This is a genomic window from Rhizobium sp. BK377 (assembly GCF_014193935.1).
GTDB lineage: Bacteria > Pseudomonadota > Alphaproteobacteria > Rhizobiales > Rhizobiaceae > Rhizobium.
Window position 1 is genome coordinate 951288 of record NZ_JACIAC010000002.1, and the last position, 14151, is coordinate 965438.

Genomic DNA, 14151 nt, shown 5'->3' on the forward strand with positions numbered 1-14151 from the left:
AGTGCGACTCAATGCGTAAAACAATGCGGGAAAAAGAGGAAGGCCAGAACCGGTGAAGATATTCTTATGACAAACGGACGATATCATCGCATCCTCTGAAAAGCCCGGGAGAAACAAAAAATGGCCTCCTCCTTTCTGCGTGCTGCCATCAGCAATAATGCATTCTGGTGCGATGCCGTCTGCAAGGCATTGGGCTCGCCTGGTGAGTTTACGGCGACACTCTGGTTTCATCGCCGAGGCACGCCTCCCTTCTATCCCGATGCGGTAACGCTGACGGAGGCTGACGGCGAGCAAACGGAGACGATCGAGACGCTGATCATCAGCGAAAAACGAGACTGGGCGATCAAGGACAGCTATGCGGCCCTCGATCTTGCGCCACTCGGCTTCAAGCTGCTCTTCGAAGCCGAATGGATCGGCATGCGCACGCCGGTCTCGACGCCATCTCCAATCACTTGGCAGCGCATGGAAAGCGCTGCCGATCTTGCGCAATGGGAGGTGGAATGGAGCAAGGCGAACGGTCCGGTAACGCAGAAGATATTTACCGAACCACTGCTGCACGATCCCGAAATCGCCTTTCTGCTCGGCTTCGAACACGGCAAGGCGGTCGGCGGTGGCATCCTCAACCACCACGCCGGCGTCGTCGGCCATTCGAACCTGTTTGCCGAGGCCCGGCACGATGAAACCATCCGCCGCGGCCTGATTGCTCGAGCCGCCGAACTCTATCCGGGAGAGCCGCTTGTCGGCTACGAACGCGGCGACGATCTGGACGAAGCGCTGCACGCGGGCTTCGAACTTCTGGGGCCGCTGCGCGTCTGGCTGAAGGAGGCCTGAGCTTACTGAAATGTAAGGTACCAAGGCTTTGAAATGCCCTAATCGCTTCCTAACTCAGCCTGAGCGGCTCATCCGCCGAATGTTAAAGCCGCAGAATTTAGAGGAGACAGGACATGTCACCGGAAGAACGCCAATTGTTGACCGCCCTCTTCGATCGCGTCCGTACCGCCGCCGCGACGCCGCGCGATCCGGAAGCCGAGACGCTGATATCGGAAGCGACACGTGCGCAGCCCTCCGCCACCTATTATCTGGCGCAGGCCGTCATCGTGCAGGAAAAGGGCCTGGAAGCCGCCGCCGACCACATCAAGGAGCTTGAAGAGCGCGTCCGCCAGCTCGAAGCCGGCGCCGGTGACCACCGCCAGGCTGAACAGGGCGGTTTCCTGAGTTCGATCTTCGGCAGCACCCAGACGCAGCAGCCGGCCCCCGCTCCCGGTCCCTGGGGTGGTGCGCCGAGGGACAGCTACGAACAGCCGCAGCGTGGCTATGACAATAGCCGCCAGATGCCACAGCAGCCGACCGGCCCCTGGAGCCAGCAGGCCTACGCACCCTCCGCCGGCGGCAGTTTCCTGCGCGGTGCTCTCGGCACGGCAGCCGGCGTTGCCGGCGGCATGCTGCTTGCCAATTCGCTCAGTGGCATTTTCGGCAACCACATGTCCTCGCTCGGCTGGGGTTCGCCTTTTAGCGGCGCCAATCCCTTCGGCAATGCCAGTGCGCCCACCGAGGAAACCGTTATCAACAACTACTACGGCGACAACAGTCAGGCGGATGATTCCAGAGCTGACAACAACGACAACATCCAGCAGGCCGATTACGACGGCAACGACGACTTCATGGATGATTCCGGCGACGACACGACGGACGTCTAGGATTTAGCTGTAAGAAAGAGCGGCAGTTGGTTTCAATTGCCGCACCGTTTCCCGGCCCTTCGCCTAAGCTCAGGGCGTTCGCCGTTGCAATCGATTCACTGGATCGATTGCTCGAGCTGCGCCCGACCACGGCTCACCCACGCCCACGATAGGTGGCGACGCCCTGATCCGGCAGCCATACGCCTTCCGGCGGCTTGCCGGTCTGCCAGAAGACGTCGATCGGAATGCCGCCGCGCGGATACCAGTAGGCGCCGATGCGCAGCCATTTCGGATCGAGAAGCTCAACGATCCGCTTGGCGATATAGATCGAGCAATCCTCGTGAAAGGCGCCGTGATTGCGGAAGGAATGCAGGAACAGCTTCAGCGACTTCGATTCCACCAGAAATTCGTTCGGAATGTAATCGATGACGATATGGGCGAAATCCGGCTGTCCGGTCATCGGGCAGAGCGAGGTGAATTCCGGCGCGGTGAAGCGCACGACATAGGCCGTACCTCCATGATTGGACGGCACCTTTTCCAGGACCGCCTCTTCCGGGTTCTTGGCGGTTTCCGTCTGCTGGCCCAGCATCGAAAGGCTGGAAACGTCTGTCTTAGGCATTACGCCTCCTTGATCACTTTGACGCGGATGCCATGGGCCTTCTCGCCCTCCGGCTCCACGTGAATGGCAATTGTCGAGCCCGAATGCGCTGCGCGAATGGCATCTTCAAGGCGATCGCAAATATCATGCGCTTCCCGCACAGTCATCTTGGCGGGCACGACGAGATGGAAATCGACAAAGGTCACGGACCCGGCGCGCCGCGTCTTCAGGTCATGCACGCCGATAGAGCCTGCCGCATGTGTGGCGATCGCCTGCTTGATCGCCTCTTCCTCCTGCGGTTTGACCGCCTGGTCCATCAGCCCACCGATCGACTGCGAGATCACCTTCCAGCCCTGATAGAGGATGTTGAGCGCAACGAGAATGGCAAGAATGGGGTCGAAGATCGCATAACCGGTCGCCAGCGCCAAAAGCAGGCCGACGAGGACGCCGACGGAAGTGACGACATCCGACATGATGTGCTGCCCGTCCGCCGCCAGTGCCGCTGAGCGATGCCTGCGGCCCGTGCGGATCAAAAGCCGCGCCCAGACCGCGTTGATGATACCAGCGGCAAAATTGATCGAAAGACCGAGCACCGGTGCCTCGAGCATACGCGGATCTGCGAGATGGTTCACGGCCTCCTGTACGATCAGCAGCGCGGCGACGACGATCATCACCCCTTCGGTGACGGCGGACAGATATTCCGCCTTGTGGTGGCCGAAGGGATGATCGTGGTCGGCAGGTTTCTGCGCGTAGCGGATGACGAAAAAGGCGATGAAGGCCGCCACCACATTGACGAAGGATTCCAGCCCGTCCGAGAGCAGCGCCACGGAGCCCGTCACCCACCAGGCGACCATCTTCAGCCCTAGAACGCCGAGCGACAAGGGAATGCCCCAGAACGCCAGTTTCCGAACCGTGAGATTGCCCTCGTCGTTCATATCGTCCCCCTGCGGATGCGAATGAATTGCAGCAGTTAAGCCATTGAAACGCAAAACCGCCCAGGCGGGAAGCGCGCGGGCGGTCAATGCGGGTGATATGGGCAAGCAGACCCAAAATGTCAAAGGTTTTGACAGGTGAACCCACCTATTCGAAGGTCGTCCCAATCCGTTCCGCATCGGGAGAGACAAGGATCAATACAGCCTGACCCGAAACATCCTTCGCAGGAACGAAGCCGTTTTCGCCCAACTGGTCCGGAAAGCGGCTGTCGACGGAATTGTGCCTGTTGTCTCCCAGCACGAAATAGTGGCCGACCGGGACCTCGAAGGGACCGGCATCGTCCTGCCCTTTAACCGGTCGATCATTCATTGCGATCGCATAATGCCGCCCCTCCGGCATTACTTCATCGAGAATTCTCGATTCATTGCCCATAATATCCATCATGGTGCGATCAGTGGATGAGGTCGCAAAGGCCTTGCCATCGACAAAGATGGTACCACCGCGCAGTTCCACCTTGTCACCCGGCAGGCCGATCAGACGCTTGACATAGAGCTCGGTATTTCCGGACAGCGCAGAGCGATTGTTGAAGACTAGAATGTCACCCCGTTTCGGTTCAGCGCCGGCATAAGGCCTTGCGACGAAAAGCTCTTGCTCCTTGATACTTGGTTCCATCGAGGTTGCCGGCATTGTCCATAGATGCATGCCGCAGAGATTGCGTCTGAAGCCGTCGCCGTCGCAATTCTGCGGCGCCACGACCGCAAGCCCTTTCGCTGCGGCGTCTGCCAGCGACTGCATTTTAGCAGGATCGATGCTCCACAGACCGGCCTTCGCCAGAAACAGCGGATAAGCCGGCCTGAGGAAATTGACGAAATCCTGTTCACGCCCGTCGTCTGCACATGCTTTACCTCCAGCGATAACGGCAACGAATGCCGCCAATACCAGAGCCCTGCCCGCCTTTCTCAACTGCATTCGCGCTCGTCTCCACACGTTGGACCTGAATGCCCGCCCGTGAGTTAGGGAAAGGCAAGCCCTCGCCCTGCGAGAAGGCCGCATCTAACAGGAATGCATGATTGCCCCAATTGCATAAACGTTTATATAACTTGTTATACAAATTAGATCGAGGAGCCTGTTTTGGTCGAGGATGTCGTAAAATCTATGGGTTTCCTCTGCCTCGGCAGCCGCTTCCGTCGCATCGGCGAGCGCTTGCAGGCTGACACGCAACAAGTAATCGAAGATCTGGGCGTCTCCATCCAAGCCGCGCAATATCCCTTCCTCGGCGCCATCGACAGGCTCGGCCCGCTGACCATCGGGGAATTAGCGCAAGCAGTAGGTATCACCCAACCTGGTGCCACACGCACGGTTTCCCAACTCATCGAAGCCGGCTTGCTCGATATGCAGCCCTCATCGGAAGACCAGCGACGCAGGGTCGTCTCGCTCACGACTGAGGGCCATGAACTCGTCGACTATTCGAAACAACATGTCTGGCCTCGCGTTGCGGCAGCCGTTGCCGATCTCTGCGGAGATCTCGACGGCCCACTGCTTGAACAGCTTGCTGCGATTGAGGATGGGCTCGCCGAAGCATCGCTCATTCGCCGTGCCAGCGTCGCACAGGAGAAAACACCATGAGCCATATTCTCGACCGGCCAATCTGGAATGCGCTCCAGACGACGCATGCCGATCTTGCCGAAGGCAGCGAACACGCGATGCGTTACCCGCCGTCGATCGTTCCCTTCGCCGCCGCTGCCGACCGCACACGTGAAAGCCTGGAAGCGCTCGAAAATCTGCCGGCTGCAGATGAAGTCATGGCAATCGTCGAAGCAGGCCCGGTTACTATTCCGGATGGCCTGACGGTTGTCACCGACGGCAGACTGGTGCAGATGGTCGCCGAGCGGCCCTATGAACGCATGTCCGACAGCAGGCTGCAGCGCCTGACCACCGACGATGCGGAGGAGATGCTGGCTTTGGCGACGCTGACCAAACCCGGTCCTTTCACCCTTCGTGCCCAAAGCCTCGGAACCTTCTGGGGCATCAAGATCGACGGCCGTCTCGTCGCCATGGCCGGACAGCGGCTGCGCCTGCCTGGATTTGGTGAGCTCAGCGGCCTTTGCACCCATCCTGATTTTCAGGGGCGAGGCCTCGGCACCTTGCTCTTCCGCTTCGTCGCCGGCGAAATTTCCGCCAGGGGCGACACCGTCTTCCTGCATGCCTACCGCACCAATACGCCAGCCATAACGCTCTACAAGGCACTCGGCTTCAAGCTGCGGTCGGAAATGAACCTGCGTGTCGTCAAGCGCCACGCATAGGTTACCAAAATGCCACAGCCTAACGCTTTTGCGATTTGCGCCATGATAGCGTCCCAATTGCGTGGTGTTGACGGCCTTGCAGTCAATTGGGGACCGCGTGAGACATGCATTGGATCAATCGTTACATCGACCAACCGTTGCTCGACGGTGCGGCAAGTTCCTTGCGCGCCTGGCACATCCGGACCGGCCTGTCGCCGGAACGTTTGGAGCCGCTCTGGAATATCGTCGTGACAGGCCTGCTGGTCTTCGCGGCCGGCCATTTCCTCGCTGGCCCAGCACTTCTTCTGTGCTACGGCGGCCTCGTTATGCTCGCCCTCCCCTCAGCCTGGACGCTGTTCACCGGCCGCAACGCGGACGACTATAACGCCGCCGCCTACAAGAGGCTCAGGACCAGGGCTTTCATGAAGCGAGAGGCGGAATGGGCCGTCCGGCTCTCCATCCTGTTCACCGCTGCCTGCCTTCCCTTCCTGACCCGCTCCGGCGATCCGTCCGCAGCCTATTTCATGATCGGCGCCAGCCTCTGGTTCGTGCTGACGGGACCGGCAAGATCATATCTGGCGGCGGCAGAACCGCCCATGCCGCGTGATGGCGACCCGTCCTTCAAGACGGATCTGCAGTTCGGCTGAGCAAAGTTAAATCAGCGCGCAATTCAATTGTCGCAGCGGCAATGGAACGAACGGCTCACGCTTCCGTTATCCTTGCCAGCAGCAGACAAAGGAGATCGTGATGCTGTACTATGCTCTGGTATTTCTCGTCGTAGCCCTGATTGCAGGCGTCCTTGGATTTGGCGGCATCGCAGGCGCATCCGCCTCGATAGCCCAGGTTCTGTTCTTCATCTTCCTGGTGCTGTTCGTCGTATCCATCGTCGCCCGGCTCATGCGGCGCGTATAGACTGCCAATTCAACGCACATAAAAAACCCGCTTCCGGCGGGTTTTTTATTGATTGTAGCTTTGCAGGATCGGCGTTCAGGCCGCCTTGGTCTTAGCCCTCCGGGCGAGATGCGCCACCACATTCTCGATCATCCGCATGCCGGCATCGCCGCCGAGCGTCATGATCGATTCCGGATGGAACTGTACCGCTGCGATCGGCTCCTTGGCATGCTCGATACCCATGATCGTGCCATCCTCGCTTTCGGCGGTGATGATGAAATCCCGCGGCAGCGTCGAAGGATCGGCAAAGATCGAGTGGTAACGGCCGACCGTGACTTCCTTGGCAAGCCCTGAGAAGACGATGCCCGGCTCCAGCACGCGAATGCGCGACGGCTTGCCATGCATCGGCAGAGCCAAATGACGAAGCTCGCCGCCATAGGCTTCCGCAAGCGCCTGCAGGCCGAGGCAGACGCCGAAGATCGGCAGGTTGCGTGCCCGCGCCTTCTTGATCGTCGCCTTGCAGTCGAAATCCTTCGGGTTGCCGGGGCCAGGCGATAGCACGACGAGATCCGGATTCAGCCGATCGAAGATTTCCTCAGACACCGGCGTGCGCACCGTCGAAACTGTGGCGCCTGTCTGACGGAAATAGTTCGCCAGCGTGTGCACGAAACTGTCTTCATGGTCGATCAGCAGGATGTTGATGCCCTTGCCGACGGAAGCGACGTCGCGCTGGGTCTTGCCGGAATTGCCTGTCTTGGCATCGCGGATTGCGGAAAGCATGGCAGAGGCCTTCAGTTCGGTTTCGGCTTCTTCTTCATCGGGAATTGAGTCGTTCAGCAGCGTCGCACCGGCTCGCACTTCGGCAATGCCATCCTTGATGCGCACGGTGCGCAGCGTCAGGCCGGTATTCATGTCGCCGTTGAAGCCGACCATGCCGATCGCCCCACCATACCACGCGCGCGGGCTTTTCTCATGGGATTCGATGAAACGCATAGCCCAGAGCTTCGGTGCGCCGGTGACGGTAACTGCCCATGCGTGGCTCAAGAAGCCGTCGAAGGCATCCATATCGTCCCGCAAGCGGCCTTCGATATGGTCGACCGTGTGGATAAGACGCGAATACATTTCGATCTGGCGGCGGCCGATGACCTTGACGGAGCCTGGCTCGCAGACGCGGCTCTTATCGTTGCGGTCGACGTCCGAGCACATGGTGAGCTCGGATTCGTCCTTCTTGGAATTCAGGAGCTTCAGGATCTGCTCGCTGTCGGCGATCGGATCGTCACCGCGCTTGATCGTGCCCGAGATCGGGCAAGTCTCGATGCGGCGGCCGGATACGCGCACGAACATTTCCGGCGAAGCTCCGACGAGATATTCCTGGTTTCCGAGATTGATGAAGAAGGAATAGGGCGATGGATTGATCGCCTTCAGCCGCTTGGAAATGTCCGAAGGCTTGCTTTCGCAACGCTCCATGAACTTCTGGCCGGGCACCACTTCGAACAGATCGCCCTTTCGAAAGCTCTCCTTCGCCTTGACGACGAGCTCGGCATACTCGCCCGGGCGGTGATCGCTTTTCGGCGGGATGGCATCCGTGCGGATAAACGGCTCAGCAGCAATATCGCCGGCCTTGCCTTCCGTCGTCTTGCCATCCTTGGCGAAGTCGTAACGGTCGACCCACGCCTTTGCGGCATAGTTGTCGACGACGAGAATTTCGTCCGGCAGGTAGAGTACCATGTCCCGCTGGTCGGAAGGGCGCTCAAGCTTCAGATTGATTGCGTCGAACTGAAAGGCGAGATCGTAGCCGAAGGCACCGTAGAAGCCGAGGCTGGCATCTGCCTGTGAGTGGAAGAGATCGGTGATGGCGCGAAGCACGGTGAACACCGTCGGCATCTTCGAGCGTTCTTCCTCGGTGAAGACGCGGTCAGGCATCTTCACCGTCAGGTCGAGCCTGCGCGCGGTCAATGCGCCAAGCTCAAGCTCGCGGACCGTCTTCAAGCGTTCGGCGACGAAACCGAGGATAACCTCGCCGCGCTCGTTATAGGCTTCGATCCAGACATTGCGGCCGAAGGAGGAAATGCCGAGCGGCGGATCGACAACCGCCGTATCCCAACGCGTGTAGCGCCCCGGATATTCGTAGTTCGAGGAGAAGACGGCACCACGACGCTCATCGAGCTTGTCGACATAGGACGAGACAGCATCGGCATAGGGAATGGCTCGCCTCTGCCTTGTGACCGTGATGCCGCCCTTGGTCTCGTAGATTTCCGCACCATCATCCCGCAGGATCGTTACCATAGTTCCACTCCGTTATCAGACCCGGACGAAAGGCGACCTTTGAAACAAAAAAGCCGCCTCGAAGTTTCGGGCGGCTCGTTCGTCGTCTTTGGACACGATTGGTCGAGGCCGCCTCAGCGAGCCCACCACCAAACTGCAATGTTCAAGGACTTCTTCATGGGCGAAATTGTTAGCCTGAGATGAAGCCAAGCGCAAGGGGCCATTCGCGCACGAAAAAGGGCGACCCGAAAGCCGCCCCTGCCCCAGCCTTGAAAGGCTGATTTGCAGTTAGAAAGTCTTGGTGACCGAGATCTTGAAGGTACGTCCCGGCTCCGTGTACCACTCCTTCGGCTGTGACGCCGTCGGTGAACTCAAATTAACGTCACGAACTGCCAGCGCGCTGTAATATTCCTGATCGAAGATGTTATAGACACCGCCCTGGATGCGCAGACCCTTGACCTGCTCAGGCGTCCACCATGCTGTCATATCGACGATGCCATAACCAGGTGCATCGAAAGACGTCTCCGCATTATCGTTGCCGGTCATCTGCGATGAGAGTGTCGAGGAAAGGTCGAAACCATATTCGTCGTTGCTCCAGCCACCGCCGATAATGGCCTTGAACGGTGCAACAGAGCGCAGCCGCTCCTGCGTATCGTCATTCCGACCATAGGTATAGGCAAGCGAGGTATGAAGATTGATGCCGTTGTCGAAGGTCTTGATCACATTCGCTTCGAGGCCCGAAATCGAGGCCGACGAGACGTTCACGTAATTGAATTCCGTGAAGTTGGCTACGGGATTGTAGTTCTGCTGCGTCTCAATGAAGTTCTGATAACGGGTGTGGAAAGCCGCCACTCTTCCCTGCAGACCGCCAGTGTCGAAATTGGCACCGATCTCGACGCCACGGCCGATTTCCGGCTCAAGATCCGGATTGCCAAGCTGCGCGTAGCGGCCGTTCGGATTGTAAAAGCGGCTATAGAGTTCGTCTACGGTCGGAGCTCGGAAGCCAACGGCAAACTGCGCATAAAGCTGGACGTCGGGCGTCAGATCGTAGGTCGCCAGCAGCTTCGGTGACATGGCAGCTTCCGTCCGATCACGAAGATCGCCGAAGCGCGAGAGGCCGGTGTTGGTTGCAAAACCGCCGCCGGTCGACGGATTGTAATTGAACCAGTCAAAACGGAAACCCGGCGTCAACGCGAAGCCGGTATTGCCGATCTCGATCTTGTCTTCGAAAGTCAGGGCAAGGTTCTGACTGTCGACATTGGGCACCTCCGCCTGATTGTTCAGCGATGGGCACGTGGTCGGTGTCGGGCAAAGGGCCGAGCTATACTGCGTCCACTGCGACACGCCGACGTCAAGACCGATACGAACGGAGTGGTTGAGACCAGAATATTCAAAATCCTTGGTCGCGGTGCCACTGAAGCCCCAGGTTTCGTTTTCGATCTCATTGTTACGGCCGTAGGCAACATTGGCGGCCGTTCGGCCCTGGCTGCCGGCCTCCTTCTTCAAATCAAGCCAATAGAGCGTCGCCCGAGCACTGCTGAAGAAGGCATCGGAAGACTGCGCTTCATAATCATAATCGAGCGAGACACGATCGCGGTCGCGCAATTCGCGGCCGTCGAAATTGTTGATCATGTATGTGCGGCCAAAGCCTTGCTGTTCCCGAAGATCGGTCTTCAGATCGCGCCGGAAACGCTCAGCCGTCAGGCCGATGCGATGGCCGCCTTCGAGGTCCTGGCGCAGCTTGAAGAGCAGATTGTTCTGATCGAAATCAGCCGGATCCGCCTCGGTGCGCAAGCGGCCATAGCTGTCGTTATCGCCCTTGTTGTCGCGCTCGTGGCCCTTGCGATAAGAACCCTGAAAAAGGATCGACGTGTTGCCGACCTTTTTAGCAGCGGCAGCGGAGCCGGAAATGCTGCGATCTTCGCTGTCATAGGTCGACTTGACGATCGCGCCCCAGTCGCGGTCTTCCGGAATAAGGTCTTCCGGTTCCAGCGTATTGAGAACGAAGGCACCACCCAGCATGCCCGAACCGCCCTTGCTCGAATCCGCGCCGCGCACGATGTCGAGCGAGGACAGCGAGTCGAAATCGAACGTATCGCCGCCGCCATTGGCGTTGCTGGTCGCAAAAGCGCCCTGACGAGAGCTATTGGAAACATACGGGATCGGGATGCCGTCGATTGTCGTCAAGATACGCGGGCCGGAAAGGCCGCGCAGGTTGAAGCCCGCGTCTGCACGCGAATAGTTCACGGTTGCATCGACGCTGCGGCCGATATCGTCGTAATTCGTGACTTGTTTCTTTTCCAGCTCCTTCTTGTCGATCTGGGTTGCGAGCGGCGTGTCGGCAACACTGCCGGGGGCGGCACGGTTTCCCTTGACGACGATTTTCTGAAGGACGGTTGCGCCTTCGGCATTCGTGGCGGGCGTAGTCGCCGGAGCGCTCTGAGCGAAAGACTGTGAAACGGGAAGAACAAGTGCGGCTGCTGTGCAGACCATTAGAACCGAGCGCCAATGCCGGACGATCATAACCTACCCTCAAATGAAAATTACCGGGCTGGCTGTCGTGGCGCGTCAGACGCTCGAGGGGCTGGCTAGGCTTGCGGACGACGGCGGAGATTTCCGCCTTCTTTTTGCCGCATAAAAAACATGAGTTTTATTGTCAATATATTTCGCCGACTTATCTTGAAGAATATCATCAAGTTTTAAGGATCTCGGGAAACGTGGCGCAATTGCAACGAATTCGCCGTTCTTGCGTTTCCCTCCGCTCGATCAACGGGAAACGACGTGTGAGAGAATTTCGGAAGATGTCGGTCATTCTGGCCGCACTCGCCCTGCTCCCCGGCGCAAGCCTGCCCCGAACCGGCCCCCTGCCTCAGGCAAAGCCGGAAGCAGTAACCGAAGCGCCTGCGGCCCCTCAGCCAGAAAAGAAACCGGAAATCGAAGAAGCCCCCGGGCCTCGGCCTGAGGCTGCGCCCAAGCAAAAGCCCGAAACGCCGCCGGCCTCAGAGGTTCCGACGCCGCAGCCCAAACCTGGCGAAGCCCCTGCCACCCAGCCCAGCGGAAAGGATGAATTACCCCCTACTCCGCCGGAAGATCAGGTGCCATCGAAACCGGAGGAACAGACACTTGAGGAACAGCATCTAGCCATCGAACCGGAAAGCGATGCGCACCATGCCGAATGTACCAAAGAGCTGCAGAGCCTCGGCGTCGTCTTCCGGGAAACGCCTCGCATCGACGATGGCAACGGATGCGGCATCGACAAACCGATCATCGTCTCCGAGGCCTTGCCAGGCATCAAACTGAAGCCTGAAGCAACACTCCGCTGCCCGGCGGCACTGGCGCTGGCACGATGGATGAAGGGAAGCGTCATTCCTGCAGCCTCGGCCGCCTTGCCGGAAAGCGGCGGCATCACCGCCATCAATCAGGCCTCCGCCTACATCTGCCGGCTACGGAACAGCGTTGAGGCCGGCAAGATTTCGGAACATGCACGCGGTAATGCCATCGATATCGCAAGTTTCAGCTTCGAGAAGGGCGAGGATATCGCCGTCCGCTCACGCCGCGAAGATTCGACGCTAACTGGGGCATTCCAGCGCACGGTGAGCGCCGCAGGCTGCCTCTATTTCACGACAGTGCTCGATCCCGAGAGCGATGCTGCCCACGAGACTCACTTTCATCTCGATGTCATCGAGAGAAAGGGCGGCTTTCGATATTGCCACTAAATTCGGCCGAAAGATCAAAAGCTTGGTCGCAAAACCGGTATCCAGTTGCGAAAGCCTTGAATCGGACTGTGAAGTGACCGCCGCCTAAAACAGCCCTTCGATATAACCCTGGTCATTGAGGTAAATCCGCTCTGCCGAGGGCGATTTCGGCAGACCGGGCATGGTCATGATCTCGCCGGTGATGACCACCACGAAACCGGCGCCGGCCGACAGGCGCACCTCGCGCACCGATACGATATGCCCTTCGGGCGCGCCGCGCAGGTTGGGGTCGGTGGAGAAGGAATATTGTGTCTTCGCCATGCAGACCGGGAGCTTGCCGTAGCCCTGCTCCTCCCAGGCCGCGAGCTGGTCGCGCACCGCCTTGTCAGCAGTCACCTCCCCGGCGTGGTAGATTTTCGAAGCGACGATCTCGATCTTTTCGATGAGCGGCAGGTCATCGCCATAGAGCGGCTCGAACTTCGCCTGTCCGGATTCGGCTAGCTCCACCACCTTATAGGCAAGATCCTCGATGCCTTCAGACCCTTCCGCCCAGTGACGGCAGAGGATGGCTTCCGCGCCGTGACGCGCGACGAAATCTTTGACGGCAGCGATTTCCGCATCTGTATCAGACGTGAAATGGTTGACCGCGACCACAACGGGCACGCCGAACCGGCGCACATTGGCAATGTGTCGGCCGAGATTGGAACAGCCGCGAACCAGCGCCTGAACATTCTCCGTGCCGAGATCGTCCTTCTTCACGCCGCCGTTCATCTTTAGCGCCCGGACGGTCGCGACGATCACCGCAGCACTCGGCTTCAACCCCGCCTTGCGGCACTTGATGTCGAAGAATTTCTCGGCCCCCAGATCTGCCCCGAAGCCCGCTTCCGTCACGACATATTCGCCGAGTTTCAGCGCCGTCTTCGTCGCAATCACCGAATTGCAGCCATGGGCGATATTGGCGAAAGGCCCTCCATGCACGAAGGCCGGATTGTTTTCCAGCGTCTGCACGAGGTTCGGCTGCATGGCATCCTTCAGGAGCACGGCCATGGCACCGTCCGCCTTGAGGTCGCGGGCATAGACCGGCGTCTTGTCGAAGCGGTAACCGATGATGATATCGCCAAGGCGACGCTCCAAATCCTTGAGATCGTTCGCGAGGCAAAGGATCGCCATGACTTCGGACGCGACGGTAATATCGAAGCCGTTCTGCCGCGGGAAACCATTGGAAACGCCGCCAAGCGAGGAAACCATGCTGCGCAGCGCCCTGTCGTTCATATCCATTACGCGCCGCCACGTAATGCGACGCAGGTCGATGTTCTCTTCGTTGCCCCAGTAGATGTGATTGTCGATCATCGCCGCGAGCAGATTATGCGCCGAGGTAATCGCGTGGAAATCGCCGGTGAAATGCAGGTTGATGTCTTCCATGGGCACGACCTGGGCATATCCGCCGCCTGCCGCCCCGCCCTTCACACCAAAGCAGGGACCGAGCGAAGCCTCGCGCACGCAGACGATCGCCTTCTTGCCGATGCGGTTCAGCCCGTCGCCAAGACCGACGGTGGTCGTCGTCTTGCCCTCGCCCGCCGGCGTCGGGTTGATCGCGGTAACAAGGATCAGCTTGCCGTCCTTCTTGCCCTCCTGGGCGGCGATGAACTCGGCGCTGATCTTCGCCTTGTCGTGACCGTAGGGAACGAGCTGCTCCGGCGGGATGCCGAGCTTGGCGCCGATCTCGAAAATCGGCTTCTTTGTTGCCTCACGCGCAATTTCGATATCGGATTTGATGGCAGCCATGGATCATGTTCCCGTTTTCTCTGCGC

At 59.2% G+C, this 14151-nt stretch carries 13 protein-coding genes; 7 read left to right on the top strand and 6 right to left on the bottom strand.

The features are described from left to right. The first annotated feature begins 120 nt into the window (after positions 1 to 120). A complete protein-coding gene (locus FHT92_RS13485) occupies positions 121 to 831 on the top strand; it encodes a hypothetical protein (protein WP_183741175.1) in 711 nt (236 codons plus the stop codon). A 113-nt stretch (positions 832 to 944) separates the two neighbouring features. Continuing rightward, positions 945 to 1697 carry a DUF2076 domain-containing protein gene (locus FHT92_RS13490; protein WP_183741177.1) on the top strand — a complete coding sequence of 251 codons (753 nt, stop codon included), beginning with the start codon at positions 945 to 947 and terminating at the stop codon, positions 1695 to 1697. A gap of 133 nt (positions 1698 to 1830) precedes the next feature. On the opposite strand, the gene queF is transcribed toward FHT92_RS13490, so the two are convergent. From queF to lepB, 3 genes are all read right to left on the bottom strand, one after another. Continuing rightward, the gene (gene queF / locus FHT92_RS13495; protein WP_183825809.1) at positions 1831 to 2295 is read right to left on the bottom strand and encodes a preQ(1) synthase; all 465 of its coding nucleotides are present in this window, start codon (positions 2293 to 2295) and stop codon (positions 1831 to 1833) included. Beyond that, positions 2295 to 3209: a CDF family cation efflux transporter EmfA gene (gene emfA, locus FHT92_RS13500; RefSeq protein WP_183741180.1), complete on the bottom strand. Its 915-nt coding sequence runs from the start codon at positions 3207 to 3209 to the stop codon at positions 2295 to 2297. Before emfA ends, queF begins: the two co-directional genes overlap by 1 nt. A gap of 145 nt (positions 3210 to 3354) precedes the next feature. Then, a complete protein-coding gene (gene lepB, locus FHT92_RS13505; protein WP_183741181.1) occupies positions 3355 to 4176 on the bottom strand; it encodes a signal peptidase I in 822 nt (273 codons plus the stop codon). Between the two features lie 162 nt (positions 4177 to 4338). Between lepB and FHT92_RS13510 the strand changes: the two genes are divergently transcribed. The 4 genes from FHT92_RS13510 to FHT92_RS13525 all read left to right on the top strand — a co-directional run bounded on the left by FHT92_RS13510 (position 4339) and on the right by FHT92_RS13525 (position 6401). After that, positions 4339 to 4833 (top strand): MarR family winged helix-turn-helix transcriptional regulator, encoded by a 495-nt coding sequence (locus FHT92_RS13510; protein ID WP_183741182.1) that lies wholly within the window; start codon positions 4339 to 4341, stop codon positions 4831 to 4833. Further along, positions 4830 to 5510, top strand: a complete 681-nt coding sequence (locus tag FHT92_RS13515) for a GNAT family N-acetyltransferase (RefSeq protein ID WP_183825812.1) — start codon at positions 4830 to 4832, stop codon at positions 5508 to 5510. Before FHT92_RS13510 ends, FHT92_RS13515 begins: the two co-directional genes overlap by 4 nt. Before the next feature lie 104 nt (positions 5511 to 5614). After that, positions 5615 to 6136 carry a hypothetical protein gene (locus FHT92_RS13520; RefSeq protein ID WP_183825815.1) on the top strand — a complete coding sequence of 174 codons (522 nt, stop codon included), beginning with the start codon at positions 5615 to 5617 and terminating at the stop codon, positions 6134 to 6136. 100 nt (positions 6137 to 6236) lie between these two features. Then, the gene (locus tag FHT92_RS13525) at positions 6237 to 6401 is read left to right on the top strand and encodes a DUF1328 domain-containing protein (protein ID WP_007824505.1); all 165 of its coding nucleotides are present in this window, start codon (positions 6237 to 6239) and stop codon (positions 6399 to 6401) included. 75 nt (positions 6402 to 6476) lie between these two features. Here the strand turns inward: FHT92_RS13525 and FHT92_RS13530 are convergent, their stop codons facing one another. Then, complete coding sequence (locus FHT92_RS13530; RefSeq protein WP_183825818.1) at positions 6477 to 8666, bottom strand: anthranilate synthase; 2190 nt, start codon at positions 8664 to 8666, stop codon at positions 6477 to 6479. Between the two features lie 267 nt (positions 8667 to 8933). Next, complete coding sequence (locus FHT92_RS13535) at positions 8934 to 11168, bottom strand: TonB-dependent hemoglobin/transferrin/lactoferrin family receptor (RefSeq protein WP_183825821.1); 2235 nt, start codon at positions 11166 to 11168, stop codon at positions 8934 to 8936. Between the two features lie 203 nt (positions 11169 to 11371). Between FHT92_RS13535 and FHT92_RS13540 the strand changes: the two genes are divergently transcribed. Further along, a complete protein-coding gene (locus tag FHT92_RS13540; RefSeq protein WP_409527154.1) occupies positions 11372 to 12361 on the top strand; it encodes an extensin family protein in 990 nt (329 codons plus the stop codon). A gap of 84 nt (positions 12362 to 12445) precedes the next feature. Here the strand turns inward: FHT92_RS13540 and FHT92_RS13545 are convergent, their stop codons facing one another. After that, on the bottom strand, positions 12446 to 14125 hold the full coding sequence (locus FHT92_RS13545) for a formate--tetrahydrofolate ligase (RefSeq protein WP_183741188.1): 1680 nt from the start codon (positions 14123 to 14125) through the stop codon (positions 12446 to 12448). Between the last annotated feature and the right edge of the window lie 26 nt (positions 14126 to 14151).

Coding starts and splice junctions, on each gene's coding strand:
- FHT92_RS13490 (WP_183741177.1), top strand. CDS start 945: ATGTCACCGGAAGAACGCCAATTGTTGACCGCCCTCTTCGATCGCGTC.
- emfA (WP_183741180.1), bottom strand. CDS start 3,209: ATGAACGACGAGGGCAATCTCACGGTTCGGAAACTGGCGTTCTGGGGC.
- FHT92_RS13485 (WP_183741175.1), top strand. CDS start 121: ATGGCCTCCTCCTTTCTGCGTGCTGCCATCAGCAATAATGCATTCTGG.
- lepB (WP_183741181.1), bottom strand. CDS start 4,176: ATGCAGTTGAGAAAGGCGGGCAGGGCTCTGGTATTGGCGGCATTCGTT.
- FHT92_RS13535 (WP_183825821.1), bottom strand. CDS start 11,168: ATGATCGTCCGGCATTGGCGCTCGGTTCTAATGGTCTGCACAGCAGCC.
- FHT92_RS13525 (WP_007824505.1), top strand. CDS start 6,237: ATGCTGTACTATGCTCTGGTATTTCTCGTCGTAGCCCTGATTGCAGGC.
- FHT92_RS13530 (WP_183825818.1), bottom strand. CDS start 8,666: ATGGTAACGATCCTGCGGGATGATGGTGCGGAAATCTACGAGACCAAG.
- FHT92_RS13515 (WP_183825812.1), top strand. CDS start 4,830: ATGAGCCATATTCTCGACCGGCCAATCTGGAATGCGCTCCAGACGACG.
- queF (WP_183825809.1), bottom strand. CDS start 2,295: ATGCCTAAGACAGACGTTTCCAGCCTTTCGATGCTGGGCCAGCAGACG.
- FHT92_RS13520 (WP_183825815.1), top strand. CDS start 5,615: ATGCATTGGATCAATCGTTACATCGACCAACCGTTGCTCGACGGTGCG.
- FHT92_RS13545 (WP_183741188.1), bottom strand. CDS start 14,125: ATGGCTGCCATCAAATCCGATATCGAAATTGCGCGTGAGGCAACAAAG.